General features: G+C 56.3%; 26 protein-coding genes. 13 read left to right on the forward strand and 13 right to left on the reverse strand.

The genetic code is table 11. The features are described from left to right. The first annotated feature begins 7 nt into the window (after positions 1–7). Together ENTHG_RS18210 and ENTHG_RS18215 are read left to right on the forward strand one after the other, a co-directional pair. The gene (locus ENTHG_RS18210; RefSeq protein WP_044183031.1) at positions 8–1,024 is read left to right on the forward strand and encodes a zinc-binding alcohol dehydrogenase family protein; all 1,017 of its coding nucleotides are present in this window, start codon (positions 8–10) and stop codon (positions 1,022–1,024) included. A 12-nt stretch (positions 1,025–1,036) separates the two neighbouring features. Continuing rightward, complete coding sequence (locus ENTHG_RS18215; protein ID WP_044183034.1) at positions 1,037–2,044, forward strand: Ldh family oxidoreductase; 1,008 nt, start codon at positions 1,037–1,039, stop codon at positions 2,042–2,044. Positions 2,045–2,082: 38 nt separating this feature from the next. Here ENTHG_RS18215 and ENTHG_RS18220 read toward each other — a convergent pair whose 3' ends face one another. Continuing rightward, positions 2,083–2,916 carry a DMT family transporter gene (locus ENTHG_RS18220; RefSeq protein WP_044183987.1) on the reverse strand — a complete coding sequence of 278 codons (834 nt, stop codon included), beginning with the start codon at positions 2,914–2,916 and terminating at the stop codon, positions 2,083–2,085. Positions 2,917–3,069: 153 nt separating this feature from the next. After that, positions 3,070–3,159, reverse strand: coding sequence for a type I toxin-antitoxin system toxin TisB (gene tisB, locus ENTHG_RS18225; protein ID WP_044183037.1), 90 nt, complete (start codon positions 3,157–3,159; stop codon positions 3,070–3,072). 522 nt (positions 3,160–3,681) lie between these two features. Here tisB and ivbL point away from each other — a divergent pair. The 3 genes from ivbL (at position 3,682) to ilvN (ending at position 5,867) form a co-directional block, all read left to right on the forward strand. Next, on the forward strand, positions 3,682–3,780 hold the full coding sequence (gene ivbL, locus ENTHG_RS25165; protein WP_103281084.1) for an ilvB operon leader peptide IvbL: 99 nt from the start codon (positions 3,682–3,684) through the stop codon (positions 3,778–3,780). Positions 3,781–3,884: 104 nt separating this feature from the next. Further along, entirely contained in the window at positions 3,885–5,573 is a 1,689-nt protein-coding gene (gene ilvB, locus ENTHG_RS18235) for an acetolactate synthase large subunit (protein ID WP_044183040.1), read from the forward strand. A gap of 3 nt (positions 5,574–5,576) precedes the next feature. Beyond that, on the forward strand, positions 5,577–5,867 hold the full coding sequence (gene ilvN, locus ENTHG_RS18240; RefSeq protein ID WP_044183044.1) for an acetolactate synthase small subunit: 291 nt from the start codon (positions 5,577–5,579) through the stop codon (positions 5,865–5,867). A gap of 32 nt (positions 5,868–5,899) precedes the next feature. On the opposite strand, the gene ENTHG_RS18245 is transcribed toward ilvN, so the two are convergent. The 3 genes from ENTHG_RS18245 to ENTHG_RS18255 form a co-directional block, all read right to left on the reverse strand. Further along, positions 5,900–7,246, reverse strand: a complete 1,347-nt coding sequence (locus tag ENTHG_RS18245) for an MFS transporter (protein ID WP_044183047.1) — start codon at positions 7,244–7,246, stop codon at positions 5,900–5,902. Between the two features lie 61 nt (positions 7,247–7,307). Then, complete coding sequence (locus ENTHG_RS18250; protein WP_044183050.1) at positions 7,308–8,825, reverse strand: UxaA family hydrolase; 1,518 nt, start codon at positions 8,823–8,825, stop codon at positions 7,308–7,310. 21 nt (positions 8,826–8,846) lie between these two features. Continuing rightward, complete coding sequence (locus ENTHG_RS18255) at positions 8,847–9,746, reverse strand: dihydrodipicolinate synthase family protein (protein WP_044183053.1); 900 nt, start codon at positions 9,744–9,746, stop codon at positions 8,847–8,849. 229 nt (positions 9,747–9,975) lie between these two features. On the opposite strand from ENTHG_RS18255, the gene ENTHG_RS18260 reads away from it, so the two are divergent. Then, on the forward strand, positions 9,976–10,731 hold the full coding sequence (locus tag ENTHG_RS18260) for an IclR family transcriptional regulator (RefSeq protein ID WP_044183056.1): 756 nt from the start codon (positions 9,976–9,978) through the stop codon (positions 10,729–10,731). A gap of 53 nt (positions 10,732–10,784) precedes the next feature. Here the strand turns inward: ENTHG_RS18260 and ENTHG_RS18265 are convergent, their stop codons facing one another. Continuing rightward, positions 10,785–11,579, reverse strand: a complete 795-nt coding sequence (locus ENTHG_RS18265; protein ID WP_044183058.1) for a DeoR family transcriptional regulator — start codon at positions 11,577–11,579, stop codon at positions 10,785–10,787. A 263-nt stretch (positions 11,580–11,842) separates the two neighbouring features. Between ENTHG_RS18265 and rbsK the strand changes: the two genes are divergently transcribed. From rbsK to nepI, 5 genes are all read left to right on the forward strand, one after another. Beyond that, positions 11,843–12,763 (forward strand): ribokinase, encoded by a 921-nt coding sequence (gene rbsK, locus ENTHG_RS18270; RefSeq protein WP_044183061.1) that lies wholly within the window; start codon positions 11,843–11,845, stop codon positions 12,761–12,763. Between the two features lie 114 nt (positions 12,764–12,877). Then, positions 12,878–14,170 carry an L-fucose:H+ symporter permease gene (gene fucP / locus ENTHG_RS18275; protein ID WP_044183064.1) on the forward strand — a complete coding sequence of 431 codons (1,293 nt, stop codon included), beginning with the start codon at positions 12,878–12,880 and terminating at the stop codon, positions 14,168–14,170. A gap of 10 nt (positions 14,171–14,180) precedes the next feature. Further along, the gene (locus ENTHG_RS18280) at positions 14,181–15,194 is read left to right on the forward strand and encodes an aldose 1-epimerase family protein (RefSeq protein ID WP_044183067.1); all 1,014 of its coding nucleotides are present in this window, start codon (positions 14,181–14,183) and stop codon (positions 15,192–15,194) included. Between the two features lie 95 nt (positions 15,195–15,289). Further along, positions 15,290–15,742: a DUF1198 domain-containing protein gene (locus tag ENTHG_RS18285; protein ID WP_044183070.1), complete on the forward strand. Its 453-nt coding sequence runs from the start codon at positions 15,290–15,292 to the stop codon at positions 15,740–15,742. 105 nt (positions 15,743–15,847) lie between these two features. Then, complete coding sequence (nepI, locus tag ENTHG_RS18290; RefSeq protein ID WP_044183073.1) at positions 15,848–17,029, forward strand: purine ribonucleoside efflux pump NepI; 1,182 nt, start codon at positions 15,848–15,850, stop codon at positions 17,027–17,029. 54 nt (positions 17,030–17,083) lie between these two features. Here nepI and tpiA read toward each other — a convergent pair whose 3' ends face one another. Together tpiA and ENTHG_RS18300 are read right to left on the reverse strand one after the other, a co-directional pair. After that, entirely contained in the window at positions 17,084–17,851 is a 768-nt protein-coding gene (tpiA, locus tag ENTHG_RS18295; RefSeq protein WP_044183077.1) for a triose-phosphate isomerase, read from the reverse strand. 105 nt (positions 17,852–17,956) lie between these two features. Then, the gene (locus ENTHG_RS18300) at positions 17,957–18,538 is read right to left on the reverse strand and encodes a DUF1454 family protein (protein ID WP_044183080.1); all 582 of its coding nucleotides are present in this window, start codon (positions 18,536–18,538) and stop codon (positions 17,957–17,959) included. A 112-nt stretch (positions 18,539–18,650) separates the two neighbouring features. Between ENTHG_RS18300 and ENTHG_RS18305 the strand changes: the two genes are divergently transcribed. Next, entirely contained in the window at positions 18,651–19,070 is a 420-nt protein-coding gene (locus ENTHG_RS18305; RefSeq protein WP_044183083.1) for a DUF805 domain-containing protein, read from the forward strand. Here the strand turns inward: ENTHG_RS18305 and fpr are convergent, their stop codons facing one another. From fpr to ENTHG_RS18330, 5 genes are all read right to left on the reverse strand, one after another. Next, positions 19,071–19,817 (reverse strand): ferredoxin--NADP(+) reductase, encoded by a 747-nt coding sequence (gene fpr, locus ENTHG_RS18310; RefSeq protein ID WP_044183086.1) that lies wholly within the window; start codon positions 19,815–19,817, stop codon positions 19,071–19,073. It lies immediately after the preceding gene. Positions 19,818–19,913: 96 nt separating this feature from the next. Continuing rightward, positions 19,914–20,924, reverse strand: coding sequence for a class II fructose-bisphosphatase (gene glpX / locus ENTHG_RS18315; RefSeq protein WP_044183089.1), 1,011 nt, complete (start codon positions 20,922–20,924; stop codon positions 19,914–19,916). A gap of 87 nt (positions 20,925–21,011) precedes the next feature. Further along, positions 21,012–22,199 (reverse strand): FMN-dependent L-lactate dehydrogenase LldD, encoded by a 1,188-nt coding sequence (lldD, locus tag ENTHG_RS18320; RefSeq protein WP_044183091.1) that lies wholly within the window; start codon positions 22,197–22,199, stop codon positions 21,012–21,014. Next, the gene (gene lldR / locus ENTHG_RS18325; protein ID WP_044183093.1) at positions 22,177–22,971 is read right to left on the reverse strand and encodes a transcriptional regulator LldR; all 795 of its coding nucleotides are present in this window, start codon (positions 22,969–22,971) and stop codon (positions 22,177–22,179) included. Before lldR ends, lldD begins: the two co-directional genes overlap by 23 nt. 208 nt (positions 22,972–23,179) lie before the next feature. Further along, complete coding sequence (locus tag ENTHG_RS18330) at positions 23,180–23,542, reverse strand: YibL family ribosome-associated protein (RefSeq protein WP_044183990.1); 363 nt, start codon at positions 23,540–23,542, stop codon at positions 23,180–23,182. Between the two features lie 137 nt (positions 23,543–23,679). Here ENTHG_RS18330 and ENTHG_RS18335 point away from each other — a divergent pair, with 137 nt between their 5' ends. Further along, positions 23,680–23,898 carry a hypothetical protein gene (locus ENTHG_RS18335; RefSeq protein ID WP_044183095.1) on the forward strand — a complete coding sequence of 73 codons (219 nt, stop codon included), beginning with the start codon at positions 23,680–23,682 and terminating at the stop codon, positions 23,896–23,898. Positions 23,899–23,914: the final 16 nt, after the last annotated feature.

A 23,914-nucleotide genomic window follows, 5' to 3' on the forward strand; every position in this document is an offset into this window, starting at 1 on the left:
GAATGCTATGAAAACGTTAATTTGCCACGAGCCGTATAACATCGAATATATTGAAAGGGAAATGCCGCAAGTTAAAGATAATGAAGTCCTGCTGAAAATTAAAGCGGTGGGCATTTGCGGAACGGATATTCATGCCTATGCGGGCCGCCAACCTTTCTTCTCTTATCCGCGTGTACTTGGCCATGAAATTTGCGGCGAAGCGCAGCAAATCGGTAAAGCGTGCACCAGCATTAAAGTGGGCCAGCGTTACTCGGTGATTCCCTGCGTGCCATGCGGCGTCTGCCCTGCCTGCCGTGAAGAGAAGACCAACTGCTGTGAGAATGTCTCCCTGTATGGCGTGCATCAGGACGGCGGCTTTGCGGAGTATCTGGCGGTACGTGAGCAAAACCTGGTGGAAGTGCCGGATAGCCTGAGCGACAGCGCCGGGTCGCTGGTCGAGTGCTTCGCCATTAGCGCCCACGCTAACCGCCGCGCGGATGTTAAAAAAGGCGAAAACGTGCTGGTGATTGGCGCAGGCCCGATCGGTCTGGGTACGGCTGCCATCGCCAAAGCGCGCGGCGCCAGCGTTGTGGTTGCCGACACCGATGCGGGCCGTCGCCAGCAGATTGCCGCTAAGTTAGGGGTAAAAACGCTTAACCCGCTGGATGAGAATTATATCGACGCCCTGAAAGCCTGTTTTAATGGCAACCTGGCGTGCACGCTATTTGACGCCACAGGAAATAAAGCGTCGATGAGCCGTTCCGTTGAGCTTATTCGTAACGGCGGCAAAATCGTCTTTATCGGACTGTATATCGGCGAGCTGGTGCTTGACGATCCGACCTTCCACAGAAAAGAGACCACGCTGTTAAGCAGTCGCAACGCAACCCGTGTGGATTTTGAATATGTGATTTCGCTGATGGCGGCAGGCGCAATTGATGAAAGTATGATGAAAAACATCGAATATGATTTTTATACTTTCGGGAATAAATACAAAGAAGATGTAGTGGAAAATAAAAATCTGGTGAAGGGCGTCATCTTATTTTAAAAGGAATTTATTATGTCGACAGTTTTCGTTAAAGAAGCGGAATTAAAAAATTTAGTAGTGAAGAAGTTAACTCAGGCGGGCCTGGAGGCGAAAGTCGCTCAGGAAGTAACGGACGTGCTGGTTCATGCCGATAAAACCGGGGTGCATTCTCACGGCGTTATTCGCGTGGAGCACTATTGCACCCGCCTGCAGGCGGGCGGGCTGAATCCGGCGGCAAAAATGCATTTCGAAGAGGTGTCGCCCTCTGTCGCCATTCTCGATTCTGATGATGGAATGGGGCACTCGGCGCTGATCGCCGCGACCGACCACGCGGTTAAACTGGCGGCAGAAACCGGTCTTGGCTTCGTCAGCATTAAAAACACCTCTCACTGCGGCGCGCTCTCTTATTTCATCGAGCGGGCCACGCGTGAAGGTAAAATCGCCATTGCGATGACCCAGACGGATACCTGCGTAGCCCCGTACGGCGGCGCGGAGCGTTTCCTCGGTACTAACCCGATTGCGTTCGGTTTCCCGGTGGAAGACGAAGAGCCGATGATTGTCGATATGGCGACCAGCGCCATTGCTTTCGGTAAGATTTTGCATGCCAAAGAGACCGGAAAGCATATTGGCGAAGGGCTGGCGCTGGATAAAGAAGGGCACATCACCACCGATCCGCACAAAATCGAGAACCTGCTGCCCTTTGGCGGCCACAAAGGTTCCGGTATCGCCCTGGCGATCGACGCGCTGACCGGCATTTTAATGGGGGCCAATTTCAGCAACCATATCGTGCGGATGTACGGCGATTACGACAAAATGCGCAAGCTGGCGAGCCTGGTTATCGTCATCGATCCGGTCAAACTGGGCAACCCGCTGTTTGCCGCGATGATGAAAACAATGGTGTCCGAACTGCGCGCGGTCAGACCGATGCCGGGCGTAGAAAAAGTGATGGCGCCGAACGATCCGCAGGTCGCTTATAAAATGAAGTGCATGCAGGAAGGCATTCCGGTTGCGGAAGGCATCTATCAGTATCTCGTTGGCTGATGCTGTCACGCCCTGTTTCGCCTGACCGGGACAGGGCGTTATGCCAGACGCAGCAGTATCGCTCCGGCGGCTATCCCACAGGCCGCCACTATCCTCACGCCGCTTACCTTCTCTTTTAGCAGTACGCAGGCGATAAGCGCGCCGAACAGAATCGACGTTTCCCGCAGCGCGGCGACTACCGCCAGCGGCGCCTGCGTCATCGCCCAGAGCGCCAGCCCGTATGAGCCCATCGTCCCGATGCCGCCCGGTACGCCTTTTTGCCAGTTGTTGACCAGATAGCGCGACACTTCACGCCGCCGGACGACCATCGCCCAGGCCAGCAGGCAAAAGCCGTTCAGAAAGAACGTCCACAGCGTGTAGCCCAGCGCCGTACCGGCGAGCCGCACCCCCGTACCGTCCACCAGCGTATAACCGGCAATAAAACAGGCATTCACCAGCGCCAGCACGATGCCGCGCTGGGAACGGCTGCGCCCGTTCATCGCCATGCCGAGGATAGAGGCGCAAATGACCCCTATGCCCGTCCACGCAAGGCCGGAGAGGCTATCACCGAGCGCCACCACGCTTATCAGCGCCACCAGCAGCGGCGCGGTGCCGCGCATTAGCGGATAGGTCTGGCTCATGTCTGAGACCTGGTACGTTTTGGCGACCAGCACGGTGTAGATCACCTGTAACACACAGGAGGCGGCCAGAAAGGGAACGCTGGCAAGGGCTGGCTGGGGAGAGAAGGGGAGCATGACCAGGGCCATCGCGGCGGCGGAACCGCTGACGCAAATGGCGGAATAGAGCTTGTCGCTCCCCGCCTTCACAATGGCGTTCCAGCTGGCGTGTAACAGCGCGGCAAAGAGCAAAACGCAAAAAACGGTGATGGTCATGACAACGGTGGGCTGGTGGACTGTAACAAAAAGGTAACATGAAAACGCGCTGCGGAAAGGTATTTCCTGGGATTTCACAAGAAAACCCCAGGAAAGCGGAGGTGTTAAAGAGGGGCGGTTGCCCGCCCCTCTTTGGTGCGGCTTGAACCTGAATTACCGAAGATACTTCAGGACGGCATCAAGCAGTTGCAACACGGCAACAATGAGTTTCAGGATAAGAATGACCATATCCACTCCGCCCATACGCTTCTCCTTTGGCAAAGGAGCACGACCGGCTGGCTTACCTTTCCGCTGCCTGTAACCAACCGTTTTGTTGGCGTAACACAGTGTGCTCTCAAGGGGTTAAGGCACTGACGGCACCACCCGTTTCAGCCAGGACTTTATGTGCGCCCGGTAGGTTGCGGCCCCTTATTCACACCGTGGTCGGCAACACCATTATAAATAATTACTGTAAATATATACAGTAATTTCTGGACGAAATTTGCATTCTGTCCCATACTCAAACTGCTGGTAGTGTGCGCACAATTTGCGCGCAGGATGAATTGATCGTATAGTTTCACTGTTGACGTAACACAGTGTGCTTGCGGCTACCACCCGCAAAAACCTGCTAAAAAACCTCGCTCCGGCGGGGTTTTTTGTTTTTTGGAGTGTGGCGATGAAATGTGATCGATTGCGCAGATTCTCGCCCTTGTGCAAAAACCGATTGTTCAATTTTCTTTCTTGTGCTTGTATAAATCTCGTTAATTCAAAAAACACGAGTCCCCAATGAACGCTTCCACTATGACGATGAACCTACTAAAAACCGCGCATAACGCCGCGGTGGTCGTCGTGCGTGTGGTGGTGGTCGTCGGCAATGCGCCGTAGGGACTGGAACAACACACGATTCCAAAACCCCGCCGGCGCAAACCGGGCGGGGTTTTCTGTTTTAACCTCCCCGGAAAGTCGGCCCAGAAGAAAAGGACTGGAGCATGGCAAGTTCGGGCACAACATCCACTAAGACGCGCTACACCGGCGCGCAGCTGATCGTTCATTTACTGGAGCGACAGGGTATTACCACCGTGGCGGGGATTCCGGGCGGGACGGTGCTGCCGCTGTACGACGCTTTAAGCCAGAGCACGCAAATCCGCCATGTGCTGGCGCGGCACGAGCAGGGCGCGGGGTTTATCGCCCAGGGCATGGCGCGAACCGAAGGCAAGCCCGCTGTCTGCATGGCCTGTAGCGGGCCGGGGGCCACCAACCTGGTCACCGCCATCGCCGACGCGCGCCTCGACTCCATTCCGCTGATCTGTATTACCGGCCAGGTCTCCTCCTCGCTGATTGGTACCGATGCGTTTCAGGAAGTAGACACTTACGGCATCTCTATCCCCATCACCAAACACAACTACCTGGTGCGCGACATCAGCGAACTGCCGCAGGTTATCTGCGATGCGTTCCGTATCGCCCAGTCCGGCCGTCCTGGCCCGGTGTGGATAGATATTCCTAAAGATGTTCAGACCGCAGAGATTGAGCTTAGCGAACTGCCGGAACCCGGCGGCAAAGCGCCAGCGCCCGCTTTTGAGGCACAAAGCGTGCGCGACGCGGCGGCGATGATCAACGCGGCGCAGCGCCCGGTATTGTATCTTGGCGGCGGGGTGATCAACGCGCCGGAAGCGGTACGTGCACTGGCGGAAAAAGCGAACCTGCCCACCACCATGACCTTAATGGCGCTGGGGATGCTGCCGAAAGCGCATCCGTTGTCGCTGGGAATGCTGGGAATGCACGGCGCGCGCAGCACCAACTTCATTCTGCAGGAGTCGGATCTGCTTATCGTACTCGGCGCGCGTTTTGACGATCGGGCGATTGGCAAGACCGAGCAGTTCTGCCCGAACGCCAAAATCATCCATGTAGATATCGACCGCGCGGAGCTGGGTAAAATCAAGCAGCCGCATATTGCCATTCAGGGGGACGTTGGCGACGTTCTGGCCCAGCTGCTGCCGCAGGTAGAGGCGCAGCCGCGCGAAGGCTGGCGCGAACTGGTGAACCAATTGCAGCGGGAGTTCCCGTCCGCCATTCCACAAAGCGGCGATCCCCTGAGTCACTATGGCCTGATTAACGCGGTGGCCGCCTGCGTGGATGACGAGGCGATTATCTCCACCGACGTGGGGCAGCATCAGATGTGGACAGCCCAGGCGTACCCGCTCAATCGCCCGCGTCAGTGGCTGACTTCCGGCGGGTTAGGGACGATGGGCTTCGGCCTGCCGGCAGCGGTTGGCGCGGCGCTGGCAAACCCGCAGCGCAAAGTTATCTGCTTCTCCGGCGACGGCAGCCTGATGATGAACATTCAGGAGATGGCCACCGCGGCGGAAAACAATCTGGATGTCAAAATCATTCTGATGAATAACGAAGCGCTGGGGCTGGTGCACCAGCAGCAGAGCCTGTTCTACAAGCAGGGTGTCTTCGCTGCTACCTATCCGGGGATGATAAACTTTATGCAGATTGCCGCCGGTTTCGGCCTGCATACCTGTGATTTGAATGCCGAAGCTGACCCGCAGGCGGCGCTGCAGGCAGCCATTGCACGTCCTGGCCCGGCGCTTATTCATGTGCGCATCGATCCTGAACAGAAAGTCTATCCGATGGTGCCGCCAGGCGCGGCGAATACTGAAATGGTGGGGGAATAAGCCATGCAACAACCGACACATGACAACGTGATTCTTGAACTCACCGTGCGTAACCATCCGGGTGTAATGACCCACGTCTGCGGCCTGTTCGCCCGCCGTGCGTTTAACGTCGAGGGAATTCTCTGTTTGCCGATCAAGGAGAGCGAGCAGAGCCGAATCTGGCTTTTGGTGAATGACGATCAGCGGCTGGAACAGATGATAAGCCAGATCGAGAAACTGGAGGACGTGGCGCAGGTGGTCCGCAACCACTCCTCCCCGGGTATGTTTAACAAACTGGCTGTCTTTTTCGAATAAGCGCATCCCCGCGTTCCATGCGGGGGCGTTGTTTATTCGGTTACGCTTGCGGCGCGCCCGGTCTGCGCATCTGGCGCAGCAATTTCCATTTTCTTATCGAAATTGATGCACAGCGAGCAGATCAGGTAGCCCACCGCGGCCAGCGCGAAGAACATCATGGCGGCATAGTAATTACCGGTAGCCTGCACCAGGAAGCCGATGAAAATCGGCAGGATCGCCGCGAACAGGTTACTGGTGAAGTTCATGGTGCCGCAAATCGTGCCGGCAACAGATTGCGCCCCCAGAAGCCCAGGGATTGACCAGTAGACGCTGGCCCAGCGCAGCGGGAAGAGCGCGATAGTCAGCAGCGTAATGGCGACGCCGGGCGTGGAGCTTTGGGCGCAGAGGAAAATACCAACGCCTGCGGTGATAGCGGAGATAGCCAGCATGGTGTGCATGACGCGGCTGGTTTTCCCGCCTCTGGCGCGCCACTTATCCATAATGTAGCCGCCGGTTAACTGGCCGACAAAGCAGAGCAGGAAGATAATCGCCATCGCGCCGCCCATCGATTTAATATCAAAACCGTAGGTTGCCTGGAAATAGAGGGGGAGCCACGTCATCAGTCCGTAAAAAACGAAGCTGTAGCAGACCCAGCCGCAAATCAGCGCGATAACGTTACTCTGTTTTAAATAGGGTTTGATATCCGCCAGCCGATACTTTTTCGCCTGCGTCGCCGGGCCGTTAGCCGCAGTAATATGATCCAGCTCCGCTTTATTAATTGACGGATGTTCAGAAGGATAAGTGCGGATATACCACCAGGCGACGAAACCCACCAGGATGGTGCCAACACCCGCCACCACAAACGCCATCCGCCAGGAATCAAAAAAGGCGATCAGCCCGGCGATAATTACCGCCCCCATTGCCGTGCCAAGCGGCGCGCCGCCGTCCAGCAGCATTGAGCCGCGACCGCGTTCGGTGGGCGTCAGCCAGGTACCCATCAGCTTCGCCCCGGCGGGCATAATCGGCGATTCCGTAATCCCCAGCCCCAGACGAGAAAGAGAGAGGGTAAAAATAGAGTGGCAGAGGGCCGCGATAGCCTGGCAGGCACCCCACAGAATGGTCGCCAGCGCGATAATATTGCGCGCTTTGAATTTATCGGCGATTACTCCACTGGGGATCTGCATTAATGCGTAAGCCCAGAAAAAGGCGCTATGAATAACCCCAACGACGCGCGTATCGGTAATGCCGAACTCATCGGTAATATGCGGCATCGCGATAGAGAGCGAGGTGCGGTCAATATAGTTGATGGCGCCTAAAATAAGCATCACTATAAATATTCGCCAGCGTACTGTTGTTGCTTTTAATTTTTCTTGTTCGGTATTTGCGTTAACAATAGACATAAAGTCTCCTTACCATGCCTGATATCAGGCATGGCGGTACGAGGTATTATTATGGTGTGAATTACATAATGGAGCCGATAGTCCAGGGGACAAACTCCTGGCTGCCGTATCCAAATTCTTCGCTTTTGGTCTTTTTCCCGGAGGCCATCTCAAGGATCATTTGATACAGCCTTTCGCCCACCTCGGCGATGGTCTCTTCACCTTCCACAATGGTGCCGCAGTTGATGTCCATATCTTCCTGCTGGCGCGCCCACAGGGCGTTGTTGGTCGCCAGTTTCAGGCTGGGCGTCGGTTTGGAGCCGAACGCCGAACCACGACCGGTGGTAAAGCAGAGCAGGTTAGCGCCGCCCGCAATTTGCCCGGTTACGGCGATGGGGTCGTAGCCGGGGGTATCCATAAAGACGAACCCTTTTGCGGTCACCGGCTCTGCATATTCATAGACGGCGGTCAGGTTGGTGGTGCCCGCTTTGGCAATCCCGCCCAGTGACTTTTCCAGAATAGTGGTCAGGCCGCCCACTTTGTTCCCTGCTGACGGGTTGTTGTTCATTTCACTGCCGGTACGGCGACAGTAATCTTCCCACCAGTGGATACGCGCGATCAGTTTTTCCCCCACCTCACGCGTTACCGCGCGGCGGGTCAGCAGATGCTCAGCGCCATAAATCTCTGAGGTTTCCGAGAGGATAGCCGTGCCGCCTTGCTGCACCAGTTTATCGACGGCGTAGCCCAGCGCCGGGTTAGCGGAAATCCCGGAGTAGCTGTCCGAACCGCCGCATTCGAGGGCCAGAATGATCTCCGAGGCCGGAATCGGCTCGCGTTTAACCTCATTGGCCTTTGGCAGCATGGCGTTGATCAGGGCGATGCCTTTTTCGATGGTCTGGCGGGTGCCGCCCGACTCCTGAATGGTAAAGGTGTGCAGCATCGGGCCATCGCTCAGGCCGTGGGCGTTCATCATGTCCTGAATCTGGCTGGATTCGCAGCCCAGGCCAATGATCAACACGCCTGCGAAGTTAGCGTGCGTGGCATAGCCCGCCATTGTGCGGCGCATCACTTCCATCGATTCACTTTTCGAACCAATCGCGCAGCCAAAGCTTTGCGGCAGCGCGACGACGCCGTCGACATTGGGGTAATCGCCCAGCCCGTGCAGGCGGAAATGGTCTTCAATAGCGCGGACAACCGTGGCGCTACAGTTTACAGAACTCAGTACGCCGATATAGTTACGCGTGGCGGCGCGGCCATCCGCGCGGCGAATGCCCATAAAGGTATCCTGATGCTCCGCCGGGGGAAGCGTCTGGCAATCCTCACCCCAGCCGTAGTCGCGCTCAAAGTCGCCCATGCTCAGATTATGCATATGAATATGGTCGCCCGGACGGACAGACTGCGTGGCGAAGCCGATAATCTGGCCATAGCGTTTAACCGCCTCGCCGGGTTCAATGTGTCGAATCGCGATTTTGTGGCCAGCCGGAATATCGCTCAGCACCTTAATATTTTCTTCTGCAAGCCAGGTGCCAGCGGCTACAGCCTGCCTGGCTATCACGACGTCATCTTTAGCATTCAGTTTGAGTACAGGGTTAATGTTCATCGTCATTGCTCTCTTGCTAATTTAAAGACTAATACGGGCGAGAATATTTTTAACATGTGCCGTTTTTTCGTCATTAAGCGGTAGCGCTGGTGGAACCACCGCCGTGGAGATATCCACGCCGCTAAGTTTGATGGCTGTTTTAATTACGCCAAAGAAGGGCTGCTCCAGCGCATAGAGCGGCGACAGTTTCGCCAGCTGTTGCTGTAACCTTTGTGCGGTTTGCATGTCTTTAGCGAGGAACGCGTCATAGATGCCGCCCGTAATATGCGGCGCAAAGTTAAATGTGGCTGGAATACCGCCATGCCCGCCAAGCAGCAGGGTATCCAGCATATATTCGTCATAACCGCTAAATATGACGAACTCAGGGCGAAAGGCATGAACGCGATTAATAATTTCCCGGGTGTGGCTGATATTATCAATGGTGTCTTTCACGCCGATAATATTCGGCACGTCACGCGCCAGCCGGGCTATGACCTCAAGCCCAATATCCTGGCCGGTTAATTCGGGGAAATTGTAGAGGAAGACGGGCGTCTCCAGCGCCGTAGCGACCCGTTTATAATGGGTGTAGCGCGCCTCTTCGCTTAATTTGGCATAGTAAGGGTTGACCACCAGCACGCCATCCGCGCCATGCCGCTGGGCATGCAGACCCAGTTCAATGGTCTCCGAAGTCCCGGCGCAGGCGATGCCGATCAGCACCGGCACCCGGTGGTTGACATGCCGCAGGCAAAATTCAGCGATTTGCTTACGCTGGGCCGACGAAAAATGGGAAAACTCGCCGCCGCTGCCCAGAATCAGCATGCCATGCGCGCCGCTACTGATAACATGTTCAAGCAGCCGGGCCATACCTTCGGTATCCAGCTCGCCTTGCTCATCCACGACGGTCGGGACAGGGGGAAAAATACCGCGAAATTTTTCTGACATTGCCACTCCTTGTTCTATATATGGAACTTATGTTCTAAGTATTGAAGTCAGTACAGCAAATCTCCTTTTCGCTCGTCAACGTTTTTTGTAGAACAAATGAACAATTGTGAGCGGCATCCAGGTTATGGTGTGAACGGTGTCGCTGTTACACCAGAGAAAGCCTGCATTTATGGTGGGGGTGATTCGGGTATACTGAGAAGAGACGATAAATAACAAGATGGATCTGCGCATGAATCAGGACATCACCACACCCGTACCGGCATTAGATAAAACCGTTAAGATCTGTAATTACCTTTTCAATTCACCTGGCGCGACCTTTAGCCAGATTCAGCAGGATTTAGGGCTCCCTAAAAGCAGCACCTCATCCCTGCTCAACGCGCTGGTCGACCACCACCTGTTACGGCTGGAAAACGGCCACTTTTTTCTCGGCCTGAAACTCTATGAGTGGGGCAACCGTTCGCTGGAACAGTTCGATATTCGCAAGGTGGCCCAGCCGGTGCTGGAGACGCTGCGTGACCAGACCGACCTCACCTGCCATCTCGGCATCCTTGATGAAGTCGCGCCGATTTATGTTTTAAAGCTGGAGAACACCCAGCCTATCGGCATTCGTTCCTGGGTCGGCAAAAAACTGCCGCTGCACAGTTCAGGCGTTGGCAAAGCGCTGTGCGCCTGGCTGCCTCAGAGCAAAATTGATGAACTGCTGCCGGACGAGCAGCTTCCGCGTTTTACCGACACCACCATCACCCGCAAATCTGCGCTGATGGCGGAATTTGCAAAAATCCGCGAGCAGGGCTGGGCGTATGACAACGCCGAAGATTCCCCGGGGATTTTTTGTATTGCCGCCCCGGTTTTTAACCGCAAAAAAGAGGTTATTGCCGCCATTAGCATCAGCGGCGTGGAGTTGCAGATACCGAAAGAACGGGTTCCTCTTTATTCGCAGCTGGTGCGCGAGGCCTGCCAGACGCTGGCTTCGAAGCTGGTATAACCGCTATGGTAGCCCGGATAAGGCGTGAGCCGCATCCGGGAACCGAACCCCGGCTACCGGCCCGTTTCGCTCTCGGAATCCGGGGTAATCACCTTCACAAACCCATTGCGGCAGTGGGCCGGGTAGTCGGCGGGCAGTGGCCGGTCGCTGATTAACACGTCAAAGGCAGAGAGCGGGGCGATACTCGCCGGGGCTACCTCATCAAACAGCGCGTAGCGTGCCAGCAGAATCTTGCGCATCCCATGCTCCAGCGCTTTACGCTTCATCGGCAAATCATCAAGGTTAAACCAGGTGACGCCGTGGTGTTCATGCACGCCGCTGGCGGAGATAAACACTTTACGCGGGTTGAGCGAATCCATCAGCGACGGGTTATTCGGATCGTAAAACGCATCGCTTTTGGCGCGCCAGGTGCCGCCGCACAGCATGGCGGTGGCGTTAGGCTTGGCGGAGAGCGCCATAAACACACGGTGTGAATAGCAAATGCCGGTAAAGGTAATGTCGTCCGGGATCATGCTGACTACCAGCGGCATTTCCGGCCCGTTGTCGAAAAACACCAGATCGTTTTCGCTCACCAGACCGGCGGCGAGAATGGCGACGGGCAGGTCATCGCGATGGTGAGAATGGGGGGCCGGGACGGGGGATGCCGCCTGCGCGGCAGGCTTGTTCACCATCACAATGTAGCCACCGAGTAGCGCCAGCGGCAGCGGTTCGTCGTCCTGGCTAAAATCCCGACGGATGGTCATCACGGAAACTTCCAGCATACGCGCGGCGTCTTTCAGGTGGATCCGGTCGGTCTTCTTAAGAAGCTCCACCAGCCGCCGGATACGTTCTTTTTGCTTCGTTTCCACTCTTTTTCCCCGCCCTGATTTAGTCTGCTGTGTTGCTAAAATAACATTTTCAGCCAGCCAGTAACACGTAATGATATCAACACTATAATCCTCCGTACAGGGAATGAAAAGGCACAGATAGCGCTTTGGTACGCCTGGCTGCGCCGGTGATGCCCGCTGAATGTGATTCTGTAATCGCGATCATTGTCACATATGATACGAAAATAACATGATAATGTTACTATAATATCATTGTTATGTGATTGTTTCAGAGAGGTAGTAAAATGGATATCGCAGTCATCGGCTCCAATATGGTGGATCTCATTACCTATACCCATCAGATGCCGAAAGAGGGGGAGACCCTGGAAGCGCCCGCGTTCAAAATCGGCTGCGGTGGGAAGGGGGCCAATCAGGCAGTCGCCGCCGCCAAGATGAATTCCCGCGTCATGATGCTCACTAAAGTGGGCGACGATATCTTCGCCGATAACACTATCCGTAACCTGGAGTCCTGGGGTATCAACACCACCTACGTTGAAAAAGTGCCCTGCACCAGTAGCGGCGTGGCGCCGATATTTGTTAACCCTAATTCCAGTAACAGCATTCTGATTATTAAAGGGGCGAATAAATTTCTCTCCCCGGAGGATATCGATCGCGCGGCGGAAGATTTAAAAAAATGCCAGCTGATTGTCCTGCAACTTGAGGTGCAGTTAGAGACGGTGTACCACGCGATTGAATTTGGCAAAAAACACGGCATTAAGGTGTTATTAAATCCGGCGCCGGCGCTGCGCGAACTGGATATGACCTATGCCTGCAAATGCGATTTCTTTATTCCCAATGAAACTGAACTCGAAATTCTGACCGGGATGCCGGTGGACACTTACGATAATATTCGTAAAGCTGCCCGGAGCCTGATTGATAACGGTCTGAATAATATTATCGTAACGATGGGTGAAAAAGGCGCGCTGTGGATGACCCGCGAACAGGAGGTTCACGTGCCGGCGCACAAGGTCAATGCGATTGACACCAGCGGCGCGGGCGATGCCTTTATCGGTTGTTTTGCCCATTATTACGTGCAGAGCGGCGATGTCGAAGCCGCCATGAAGAAAGCCGCGCTGTTCGCCGCATTTAGCGTGACCGGCAAAGGCACCCAGTCATCTTACCCCAGCATTGAGCAGTTTAATGAGTATCTGGCTTTACACGAATAATTACCGCTGAGTTTATTTTTATTGCAGGCGCATCGCCGCCTGCAATAAAGAATAAAACAGAGATAAACCCTGCACATTAAAAGGTAGCGTTATGAACGAAAAAATATCGTTCAGATGCCCGACGGGTATCTGAATAAAACGCCTTTATTCCAGTTTATTTTGTTATCCTGTTTATTTCCATTATGGGGATGTGCCGCCGCGTTAAATGACATCCTGATTACACAATTTAAAAGCGTATTTTCATTAAGCAACTTTGCATCGGCGCTGGTGCAAAGCGCGTTTTACGGCGGCTATTTCCTGATTGCAATTCCGGCCTCGTTAGTGATTAAAAAAAGCAGCTATAAAATCGCTATTCTGATTGGCCTGACGCTCTATATCGTCGGCTGCTCGCTCTTCTTCCCGGCGTCGCATATGGCGACCTACACCATGTTCCTGGCGGCGATTTTCGCCATCGCCATTGGCCTGAGTTTCCTGGAGACCGCGGCGAATACCTATAGCTCAATGCTGGGACCAAAATCCCACGCCACGCTGCGCCTTAATATCAGCCAGACGTTCTATCCCATTGGCGCGGCAGGGGGCATTCTGCTGGGCAAGTATCTGGTCTTTTCCGAAGGCGAGAGTCTGCAAAAACAGATGACCGGCATGACGCCGGAGCAGATCCACAACTTCAAACTGCTGATGCTTGAAAACACCCTCGAACCCTACAAGTACATGATTATGGTGCTGGTGGTGGTGATGGTGCTGTTTATGTTTACCCGTTTCCCCAACTGTAAAGTGGCGCAAACGGCAAACCACACGCGGCCAACCGCGATGGAAACGCTGCGCTATCTCGCACAAAACGGCCGCTTCCGCCGTGGTATTGTCGCCCAGTTCTTGTATGTCGGCATGCAGGTTGCCGTGTGGTCGTTCACCATCCGTCTGGCGCTGGAGATGGGGGATATCAACGAGCGCGACGCCTCTAACTTTATGGTTTACAGCTTCGCCTGTTTCTTTATCGGCAAGTTCGTCGCCAATATCCTGATGACGCGCTTTAACCCGGCGAAAGTGCTGATTCTCTACTCCGTGATTGGCGCGCTGTTCCTGGCCTACGTCGCGCTGGCGCCGAGCTTTAGCGCGGTCTATGTCGCGGTGGCGGTGAGTATTCTGTTCGGACCATGCTGGGCCACCATTTATGCCGGTACGCTGGATACGGTAGACAACGAACATACGGAGATGGCAGGCGCGGTGATCGTGATGGCGATTGTCGGCGCGGCGGTGGTGCCCGCGATTCAGGGCTATGTCGCTGACCTTCTTCACTCGCTACAGCTGTCGTTTTTGGTTTCCATGCTCTGCTTTGTTTACGTTGGCGTCTATTTCTGGCGTGAAAGTAAAGTGCGCCGTGAACTGACCGCCGCGACCGCTTCCTGAGGAGAAAACAATGACCACGCGATTAACGCTCTGGCGTGAGCTCTTTACCCCCCAGCCGCGCACGCTACTGGCAAACGATGACTTTACCGTCAGCGCCTTTCGCTACCCCAGCGGCGTGGAGGCGCTGCGTCTGGAGAACGGGCGCGGGCATCTGGTGGTGCTGCCGTGGCTTGGGCAGATGATCTGGGATGCGGTCTTTGATGGCCGCGACCTGACCATGCGCAATATGTTCAGCCAGCCAAAACCGGCGCAGACCATCGTGGAAACCTACGGCTGTTTTGCCTTCCATTCCGGGCTGCTGGCTAACGGCTGCCCGTCGCCGGAGGACACCCACCCGCTGCACGGCGAGATGGCCTGCGCGGCAATGGATGAAGCATGGCTGGAACTCGATGGCGATTCGCTCTGTCTGGCAGGCCGCTATGAATATGTGATGGGCTTTGGCGATCACTACCTGGCGCAGCCGTCGGTAACGCTGCGAAAAGGCAGCGCGCTGTTCGACATCAACATGGCGGTGACCAATCTCGCCTCGGTGGCTATGCCGCTCCAGTATATGTGCCATATGAACTACGCCTATGTGCCGCAGGCAACGTTCAGCCAGAACCTGCCGGATGAGGCGCTGACGTTGCGCGAATCCATTCCGGCGCACGTCAAGCCGACAGAGCAGTGGCTGGCCTTTAACCGTCGCATCCAGCAGGGCGAAGCGAACCTGAGTGCGCTGACGGAGCCGGCGTTTTACGACCCGGAAATCGTCTTCTTTGCCGACAGGCTCGACCGCTACACCGATACGCCGGAGTTTTATATGCACGCGCCGGACGGCACTGCCTTTATGACCCGTTTTTCCAGCGCGCAGTTTAACTACGCTACCCGCTGGATACTCTATAACGGCGATCAGCAGGTAGCGGCGTTTGCTCTGCCTGCCACCTGCCGCCCGGAGGGCTTGCTGGCCGCGAAGCAGAACGGTTCGCTGTTAAGCCTCGCCCCGCAGCAGACCCGCCATTTCAGCGTGACCACCGGTATCGCCTGACCGCGTATCCCGGATGCGCTGCGCATCCGGGATACTATCCCTTCTGCCCGATTTGACCTTATGATGTGCCTCCAGAAGGCGTGGCGGGAGCGTGCATGATTTGGTTAACACTGGCGACCCTGGTCGTGGTTTTTATTGTTGGTTTCAGAGTATTAACATCGGACTCTCGCCGGGCGGTGCGCCGCTTAAGCGAGCGGCTGGGCATTACCCCTACGCCGGTTGAGAGCATGATCGATCAGATGGGTAAAAGCGCCGGGGCGGAATTTATTCGTTACCTGGCCCGCCCGAATGAAGCGCATCTGCAAAACGCCGCCCAGGTGCTGTTTATCTGGCAGGTGTTTATTGTTGACGGCAGCGAGCAGCATTTGCAAACGTGGCACCGCCTGTTGCAAAAGGCGCGGCTGGCCGCGCCGATAACCGACGCGCAAATTCGCCTGGCGCTGGGCTTCCTGCGTGAACTTGAGCCGGACGTCGGCGAACTGAACGCTTTCCAGATGCGCTATAACAGCCTGTTTATGCCTGAGGAGGGCGTTCACTGGCTGCACTGATGATGAAGGCTAATGCAGCAAAACAGTTGCCAAACTGTTAAATACATCACACATTTTTTGTTACACTGCGCGACTTTCACTCAAAAAATCACGCCAGGTAACAAAATGAATGAAACACAGAGCGCGCAGCCTCTGCACAATGGAGTGACCCGACCCAACTGGTCAGCCGTATTTGCCGTGGCGTTTTGCGTGGCCTGCCTGATTACCGTCGAGTTTCTGCCGGTCAGTCTGCTAACGCCAATGGCCCAGGATTTGGCGATCTCAGAAGGGGTGGCCGGGCAGTCGGTCACCGTGACCGCCTTTATCGCCATGTTCGCCAGCCTGTTTATCACCAATATTATTGGGAAAACCGACCGCCGCTACGTGGTGATCGCGTTTTCCATCCTGCTGACCCTCTCCTGTCTGCTGGTCTCTTTTGCCGCTAATTTTACCCTGCTGCTGCTGGGGCGCGCCTGCCTGGGGCTGGCGCTGGGCGGCTTCTGGGCGATGTCGGCCTCGCTAACCATGCGTCTGGTACCGCCGCGCACTATCCCGAAGGCGCTGTCGGTTATCTTTGGCGCGGTCTCCATTGCGCTGGTGATTGCCGCGCCGCTGGGCAGTTTTCTTGGCGGGATCATTGGCTGGCGAAACGTCTTTAACGCCGCGGCGCTGATGGGGGCCGTCTGCATCGGCTGGGTCTGGGTGGCGCTACCCGCTATGCCGGGGCAGACCGAGCACCACCAGAATATGTTCGGGCTGTTAAAACGCCCGGGCGTGCTGGCGGGGATGGTCGCCATCTTTATGGCTTTCGCCGGGCAGTTCTCCTTTTTTACCTACATTCGCCCGGTCTATATGACCCTTGCGGGGTTTGATGTGGATGGCCTGACGCTGGTGCTGCTGAGCTTCGGCATCGCCAGTTTTGTCGGCACCTCGTTTTCGTCGCATATATTGAAACGCTCGGTCAAGCTGGCGCTGGCCTGTGCGCCGCTGACGCTGGCGATTAGCGCGCTGGTATTGATCCTGTGGGGCAGCGATAAAGTGGTGGCGTCGGGGATTGCTATTGTCTGGGGGCTGGCGTTCGCGCTGGTGCCGGTGGGCTGGTCAACATGGATCACCCGCTCGCTTGCCGATCAGGCGGAAAAGGCCGGTTCTATTCAGGTGGCGGTGATTCAGCTTGCCAATACCTGCGGCGCGGCGGTGGGCGGCTATGCGCTGGATAATTTCGGCCTGCTGTCGCCGCTGATGCTCTCTGGCGCGCTGATGCTGTTAACGGCGCTGCTGGTGGCCAGTAAAGTGAAGGTGAAGTAAAAAAATAGCCCGGAGGCGAAGCGCATCCGGGCTAAGGCAGGAATAAGGCTGCGATTACGCCTGTTTAGCCGCTTCCGCAGCTTTAACGATCACCGCGAAAGCATCAGCTTTCAGGGATGCGCCGCCAACCAGCGCGCCGTCGATATCCGGCTGGGTAAACAGCTCTGCGGCGTTCGCGGCGTTTACGGAACCGCCGTACTGGATGATGACCTGCTCGGCGATTTTCGCATCGGCTTTCGCGATATGGTCACGGATGAATTTGTGAACCGCCTGCGCCTGCGCCGGGGTTGCGGATTTGCCGGTGCCGATGGCCCAGACCGGCTCGTAGGCGATTACCGCGCCTTCGAACGCTGCCGCGCCCTGCGTTTTCAGCACGGCGTCAATCTGACGCGCGCACACTTCTTCGGTTTTGCCCGCTTCGTTTTCTGCTTCGGTTTCACCGATGCACAGTACCGGGATCAGACCCTGCTCTTTCAGCACGGCAAATTTCTTCGCGATGAACTCGTCAGACTCTTTGTGGTAAGTACGACGCTCGGAGTGGCCGATAATGATGTATTTCGCGCCGATATCTTTCAGCATTTCAGCGGAGGTTTCGCCGGTGAATGCGCCAGACAGGTTAACGTCGACGTTCTGAGCGCCCAGAATGATGTGGCTACCGTCAGCGGCGCGTTTCGCCAGATCCAGGTACATGTCCGGCGGAGCGATAGCAACAGCACAGCCAGAGACGCCAGCCAGCTCTTTACGCAGGTTTGCCACCAGCTCGTTGACCATATGGCGGCTGCCGTTGAGTTTCCAGTTACCCATCACTAAAGGATGTCGCATTTTAATTCTCCACGTTACGAAGCGAATAAAGAATGTGGCTGCCGCAGGGCAGCCGGGTCTGTGAGACAGTATAGAGATTCATCACCGCAAAGGCTTTGCTTTTCGTCATTTATTGTCGCTCTGCGTGCTATCAGATAGCGTCAGCTTAATCGGTTCAACAGCGAAGGTCAGCCCTTTTTCGCCGTCGTCCACAACAACATAGCGAATCGCCCCCTCGGTTTCGGTATACCAGGTTTTATTTTTGCCGTTGCTCAGTAGTTTTTGCAGTTTTTGCAGGCTTTGCGCTTTGTTGAAGGAGGGGGAAAAGGCGCGGATTAGCGCGGCCATCCAGGCCTGAGCCTTCGCTTTCGACGCCTTTTGCTCCGGCCCCTGCACCGGCAGCCAGGTCATCTGCATGGATTTAATTTTTAGCGTGCCGCGTTCCAGCGCGGTTGACGCATACAGCGTATCGTTAATTTTTGTGGCCGCGCGGGTCAGGCGAAGCGTGTCGCTGCGCGCGTCCACGGCGCGAAATTCATTAAGCTGCATGTCCGGGTTATCGACGTTAAATTTTTCCCGAAACTGACTGATAGACTGCTCGAAAGTCGGCGCGCCCGGCAGCAGGTAGGGGGCGGTTATTGCGGTCTCTTCCGCTACCGCTAACGGGCTGACGATCAACGCCGCGCAAAGGAGCCACCACGTTTTCATACATCTCTTCCTCGAATCACTTTGCTCACGATTAAAACGATAACGCACTGGCTTGTCAAAAACTGACGCGACCAGGGTAAACTACGCGTCACTACGATTACAGGAACCTGTTATGGGTATACAGCAGTGGTTATTCTCATTTAAGGGCCGTATTGGCCGTCGTGATTTTTGGGTATGGGTCATAGCGTGGGTGGTGGCGATGGTGGTGCTGTTTTATGCAGTCAGCCTCGATCTGCTGGCCAGCCAGACGGCGGCGTTTATGCTGGTGTGTCTTCTGTGGCCCACCGCCTGCGTTGTTGTTAAGCGCCTGCACGACCGCAATAAGTCAGGTCTCTGGGCCTTGCTGTTTATTCTGGCGTGGATGCTGCTGGCGGGGCACTGGGATATGCTCGGCGGGACATGGCAATGGGTGGTAGGCCGCTTTGTTCCCGTGCTGATCATGGTCACGATGCTCATCGACCTGGGCGCGTTTGTCGGCACCCAGGGGGAAAACAAATACGGCAAAGATACCCTCGACGTACAGTACCGCTGATTACCAGTAATGCTCGGCGGTGATATGGCCCGGACGGCGGCGCAGGTGTTTCGCCATCTGGCGGGTATCTTTCAGCAACTGCTGAGTATCGCGCACCATCTGCGGGTTGCCGCACAGCATGACATGGCTGCTTTCGGCGTTGAGAGGCAGCCCTGCGGCAGCTTCCAGCTCACCGCTGGCGATCAGCGCCGGTACGCGGCCAGTGAGCGAGCCGGGCACCGTTTCACGGCTGACTACGGTTTGAATACGCAGCTTTCCGGCGTAACGCTGCTGTAATTCCAGCATCAGCGGCAGGTAGCTCAAATCCGCCGCGTAACGCACGGCGTGCACCAGCACCAGATTTTTAAAACGCTCAAGGTCCTTCCCTTCCTGCAAAATAGAGAGGTAAGGCCCGATAGCGGTTCCCGTCGCCAGCATCCACAGCGTGTCGCAATCCGGCACCTCTTCCAGCACAAAGAAACCGGCCGCTTCGCTGACGATCAGCACCTCGTCGCCGGGCTGCAGGGCGGCGAGGCGCGGGCTGAGTTTGCCTTCGGGTACGGTGACCAGGTAAAACTCAAGATCGGGGTTGCTGGGGGCATTCACATATGAGTAGGCGCGCTGCACGCGTTCGCCGTCGATTTCGAGGCCCAGTTTGGCGAATTGCCCGGCGGTGAAGGGGTGAACGGGGGCATGAACGGTCAGGCTGAACAACGCGTCGGTCCAGAACTCGACGTTTACGACTTTTCCTGTAACCCAGTCGGCCATGATTTTCTCCTGTTCAGAATCATTGCCTTATCTTCGTCGTGAATGGAGAGGATTTCCAGTCGGCGTCGACTGGAAAGCTCTCACGGATAAATGCGCTTACAGAATATGGCGCTGAACGTCGGGGTCTTTACGGTCGAGATAGTGGATAGACTGAATGCGGCGAATGGTGCGGGATTTGCCGCGGATCAGCAGGGTCTCGGTGGTGGCGATATTGCCTTTGCGGCTAATGCCTTCCAGCAGGTCGCCTTTGGTAATACCGGTCGCTGAAAAAATCACGTTATCGCTGCGCGCCATATCGTCCAGCCGCAGCACTTTGCCTGCTTCGATACCCATTGCCGCGCAGCGCGCCAGCTCGTTTTCGCCCATGCGGCGGTTCTCATCGCTGTCGCCTTTGACATGATGACGGGCCAGCAGGCGGCCATGCATATCACCGTCCAGCGCGCGGATGACCGCAGCGGAAACCACCCCTTCCGGCGCGCCGCCAATCCCGTACAGCACGTCGACTTCGCTATCCGGCATACAGGTCAGAATGGAGGCCGCCACGTCGCCGTCCGGGATAGCAAACACGCGCACGCCCAGTTTTTGCATCTCCGCAATCACCGCGTCATGGCGTGGTTTCGCCAGAATGGTGACGGTCAGTTCGCTAAGGGGTTTGCCCAGCGCGGCGGCGACATTGCGCAGGTTGTCGGCAAGCGGCAGATTCAGGTCGATCGCGCCTTTTGCGCCGGGGCCGACAATCAGCTTTTCCATGTACATATCCGGCGCGTTAAGAAAGCTGCCTTTATCGCCAACCGCCAGTACCGCCAGCGCGTTGGCCTGGCCCATCGCCGTCATGCGGGTGCCTTCAATCGGATCGACGGCGATATCCACCGCGTCGCCTTTGCCGGTTCCCACTTTTTCACCGATATAGAGCATTGGGGCTTCGTCGATCTCCCCTTCGCCAATCACAATGGTGCCGTCAATATTGACCTGGTTGAGCATAATGCGCATGGCGTGTACCGCTGCGCCGTCGGCGGTATTTTTATCGCCGCGGCCTAACCATTTATAGCCAGCCAGCGCCGCCGCTTCGGTCACGCGGGAAAATTCAATGGCAAGTTCTCGTCTCATAACAAACTCATGAAGTGAAAGAAATTGCGCGAAGTTTATCACAGGGGAGGGTAACCGGGTGAGACGCCGCCCACCCGGAAAGGGAACCTACGCCGCATCGCCCTGGGTGAGCGGCGCCAGCCCGGCGGGAATATCGCTTAAGGTCTGCACCAGCGACGCTTTGCTTATCTCGCTGATGGATTTCGCCCCGGTTAGCGTCATCGCCACCCGCATCTCTTTTTCAATCAGGTTGAGCAGATTGGTGACGCCAGCCCGGCCGTGGGTCGCCAGCGCGTAGAGATAAGCGCGCCCCAGCAGTACCGTGTCGGCCCCCAGCGCAATCATCCGCACCACGTCCAGGCCGTTGCGAATGCCGCTGTCGGCCAGAATCGCAATATCGCCTTTCACCGCATCAGCAATCGCGGGCAGGGCGCGGGCGGAGGAGAGCACCCCGTCCAGTTGGCGTCCGCCGTGGTTGGAGACCACAATGCCGTCCGCGCCAAAGCGCACCGCGTCGCGGGCATCCTCCGGGTCAAGAATGCCCTTGATCACCATCGGCCCGTCCCAGAATTCGCGGATCCACTCCAGGTCTTTCCACGAGATAGAGGGGTCAAAGTTGGTGGCGAGCCAGCCGATATAGTCCTCAAGCCCGGTGGGTTTACCCAGGTAGGCAGAGATATTGCCCAGATCATGGGGACGGCCATTCAGGCCGACATCCCACGCCCACTGCGGGTGGGTGACGGCCTGCCAGTAACGGCGAAGCGCCGCGTTCTGCCCGCTCATACCGGAGTGCGCATCGCGGTAGCGCGCCCCCGGCGTCGGCATATCCACGGTAAACACCAGCGTCGAACACCCTGCCGCCTTTGCCCGCTCCAGCGCGTTGCGCATAAAGCCGCGGTCGCGCAGCACATAGAGCTGGAACCACATCGGGCGTTTAATCGTAGGGGCGACCTCTTCAATCGGGCAGACGGAGACGGTAGAGAGGGTAAACGGAATGCCTTTGGCATCCGCCGCGCCCGCCGCCTGCACTTCGCCACGGCGGGCGTACATGCCGCACAGACCGACCGGGGCAAGCGCGACCGGCATCGACAGCGTTTCGCCAAACAGCGTGGTCTCCGTGCTCAGCGCCGACATATTTTTCAGCACTCGCTGGCGCAGGGCGACCTGGCCTAAATCCTCGACGTTACGGCGCAGGGTATATTCGGCATATGCGCCGCCGTCGATATAGTGGAACAGAAAAGGGGGCAGAATGCGTTTGGCGGCCGCGCGGTAGTCACTGGCTGCGGAAATGATCATCTTTTTCTCCCGAAAATTGAGTATGCCGCTCGTCGGGCAGGCGCGTGATGCGTGCGCGGCGGGCCTGGTCTTCATCAAACTGACGAATGGTGGTGTGAACAAAACTTAAGTGCGCCATCATCGCGTCCCGCGCGCGTGGCGCATCGGCGGCGAGGATGGCATCCATAATGGCCTGATGCTGCCCGGTAAGCTGCTTAAAAACCGGCGGCGCCTGATACATCCGCTGGCGGCTCTGCTTTACAGAGGATTGAAGCAGGTCGAAGAAGCCGCGCATGGTTTGCAACAGCACCACGTTGTGCGACGCCTCGGCAATCGCCAGATGAAAGCGAACATCCGCCTGCGAGGCGAGATCCGCGTCTTCCACGAGCGTAGCGTCAAAGCAGAGCCGAATCTTCTCTTTATCGGCATCGGTGGCGCGCTGGGCGGCATGCCAGGCGGTGCTGGCCTCAATGGCGTGGCGCGCCTCAAGAATGTCGAAGCTGTAGTCGGGATCGTCTTCCAGCAGCGTTTTCAACGGCTGGACGATACGCTGTTCCGACCAGGCTTCATGTTGCCAGCGCACAAAGGTGCCCCCGCCGTGTCGGCTGAGCAGCACGCCTTCACTCATCAACTTTGCGATTGCCTCACGCAGTGAGTTGCGCGAGACGCCAAGACGACGCGCCAGTTCGCGCTCGGCGGGCAGGCGCATGCCTGCTTCCAGCCCCTGCTCGCGGATAAGCGTCCTGATACGCCGGGCAACCTCTTCTGAGAGCCGTTCAGCGGTAGCGGTCATGTGGGTTCCGTTAAGGTAAGTACGTATGGGGAAAGTGGTACGGCCATTTTGCTGGCGGTCACCTGCCTGACATCAGGTTAGTACGCTGTTATGTAATGGCAATGTTAATTTTATGTGATTCTAAGTGGTGTGAAGCAGTGCGCAGAATCAGGAGAAGTGGTAGGGCCAATAAGGGGATCGCTCCCCTCAGAGAGGGGAGGCGGAACAGTCAGAACTCGCTCTTTGCAAAGCCCGTCATCTCTTTAAGCCCCATCTCGCGCCCCAGGGCGGTCATCGGGTGCACGACAACAATACCGCGGACGCTCTTTTTCAGCTTGCCGAGGTCTGCCTGCTCTTTTTTGGTAATGGCGCGTTTGAAGGGCATGTTAACCAGCTTCTGCGCCTCTTTGCTGAGCTTCTGGCTGTACTGTGTACGCAGGCGTTCGATTTCCGCTTCCAGGGTCGCTTTTTCTTTCTCCAGCTCCGCATATTTTTCAGCGGACTCAACCAGAGACAGGGCGGCCTGCTGGTGGCGAATAGCGTCCAGGCGGTCGCTCAGGCGCTTAATTTCATTCTTTTCGACTTCTTTCATGGCGATTATGTTCATCAGGGAAAAAAGTAAGGATACCGCATTGCGCTGAACAACCCCAGAAAAGCACACATAGCTCAAACGTTGTTCGTTGCGTGGTCCATCTTATTTTAAGGAATTTACGTAAAGGAGAGCGAAAGATGACAAAGTTAGGCGACAATACCCCCCATATCATCGACAAAGCTATCGATTTCATGGCCTCCAGCCAGGCATTTAAAGAATACCTTGCCCATACGCGAAGCAGCGAATTTATCCCGGACGATATTCCCGCAGACAAAAGGACAATGTATCTCTCGCGTCTTGAACACTATCGCCAGCTTTACCGTCCGGCTAAGGTGCAGAAAACAGAGGAGGCGTGATCTTCCTGCAGGTGAG

Source organism: Phytobacter massiliensis JC163 (assembly GCF_000321045.1).
Lineage (GTDB): Bacteria > Pseudomonadota > Gammaproteobacteria > Enterobacterales > Enterobacteriaceae > Phytobacter_A > Phytobacter_A massiliensis.

Bases quoted from the DNA above. Each gene is read 5' to 3' on its own strand.
- tpiA (WP_044183077.1), bottom strand. From the start codon at position 17,851: ATGCGACATCCTTTAGTGATGGGTAACTGGAAACTCAACGGCAGCCGC.
- ENTHG_RS18255 (WP_044183053.1), bottom strand. From the start codon at position 9,746: ATGTCAGAAAAATTTCGCGGTATTTTTCCCCCTGTCCCGACCGTCGTG.
- ilvN (WP_044183044.1), top strand. From the start codon at position 5,577: ATGCAACAACCGACACATGACAACGTGATTCTTGAACTCACCGTGCGT.
- fucP (WP_044183064.1), top strand. From the start codon at position 12,878: ATGCCCGACGGGTATCTGAATAAAACGCCTTTATTCCAGTTTATTTTG.
- ENTHG_RS18280 (WP_044183067.1), top strand. From the start codon at position 14,181: ATGACCACGCGATTAACGCTCTGGCGTGAGCTCTTTACCCCCCAGCCG.
- rbsK (WP_044183061.1), top strand. From the start codon at position 11,843: ATGGATATCGCAGTCATCGGCTCCAATATGGTGGATCTCATTACCTAT.
- fpr (WP_044183086.1), bottom strand. From the start codon at position 19,817: ATGGCCGACTGGGTTACAGGAAAAGTCGTAAACGTCGAGTTCTGGACC.
- ENTHG_RS18245 (WP_044183047.1), bottom strand. From the start codon at position 7,246: ATGTCTATTGTTAACGCAAATACCGAACAAGAAAAATTAAAAGCAACA.
- ENTHG_RS18330 (WP_044183990.1), bottom strand. From the start codon at position 23,542: ATGAAAGAAGTCGAAAAGAATGAAATTAAGCGCCTGAGCGACCGCCTG.
- ENTHG_RS18300 (WP_044183080.1), bottom strand. From the start codon at position 18,538: ATGAAAACGTGGTGGCTCCTTTGCGCGGCGTTGATCGTCAGCCCGTTA.
- ENTHG_RS18335 (WP_044183095.1), top strand. From the start codon at position 23,680: ATGACAAAGTTAGGCGACAATACCCCCCATATCATCGACAAAGCTATC.
- lldR (WP_044183093.1), bottom strand. From the start codon at position 22,971: ATGACCGCTACCGCTGAACGGCTCTCAGAAGAGGTTGCCCGGCGTATC.
- ENTHG_RS18210 (WP_044183031.1), top strand. From the start codon at position 8: ATGAAAACGTTAATTTGCCACGAGCCGTATAACATCGAATATATTGAA.
- glpX (WP_044183089.1), bottom strand. From the start codon at position 20,924: ATGAGACGAGAACTTGCCATTGAATTTTCCCGCGTGACCGAAGCGGCG.
- lldD (WP_044183091.1), bottom strand. From the start codon at position 22,199: ATGATCATTTCCGCAGCCAGTGACTACCGCGCGGCCGCCAAACGCATT.
- ENTHG_RS18285 (WP_044183070.1), top strand. From the start codon at position 15,290: ATGATTTGGTTAACACTGGCGACCCTGGTCGTGGTTTTTATTGTTGGT.
- nepI (WP_044183073.1), top strand. From the start codon at position 15,848: ATGAATGAAACACAGAGCGCGCAGCCTCTGCACAATGGAGTGACCCGA.
- ENTHG_RS18260 (WP_044183056.1), top strand. From the start codon at position 9,976: ATGAATCAGGACATCACCACACCCGTACCGGCATTAGATAAAACCGTT.
- ENTHG_RS18215 (WP_044183034.1), top strand. From the start codon at position 1,037: ATGTCGACAGTTTTCGTTAAAGAAGCGGAATTAAAAAATTTAGTAGTG.
- ilvB (WP_044183040.1), top strand. From the start codon at position 3,885: ATGGCAAGTTCGGGCACAACATCCACTAAGACGCGCTACACCGGCGCG.
- ENTHG_RS18305 (WP_044183083.1), top strand. From the start codon at position 18,651: ATGGGTATACAGCAGTGGTTATTCTCATTTAAGGGCCGTATTGGCCGT.
- ENTHG_RS18220 (WP_044183987.1), bottom strand. From the start codon at position 2,916: ATGACCATCACCGTTTTTTGCGTTTTGCTCTTTGCCGCGCTGTTACAC.
- ivbL (WP_103281084.1), top strand. From the start codon at position 3,682: ATGAACGCTTCCACTATGACGATGAACCTACTAAAAACCGCGCATAAC.
- tisB (WP_044183037.1), bottom strand. From the start codon at position 3,159: ATGGGCGGAGTGGATATGGTCATTCTTATCCTGAAACTCATTGTTGCC.
- ENTHG_RS18250 (WP_044183050.1), bottom strand. From the start codon at position 8,825: ATGAACATTAACCCTGTACTCAAACTGAATGCTAAAGATGACGTCGTG.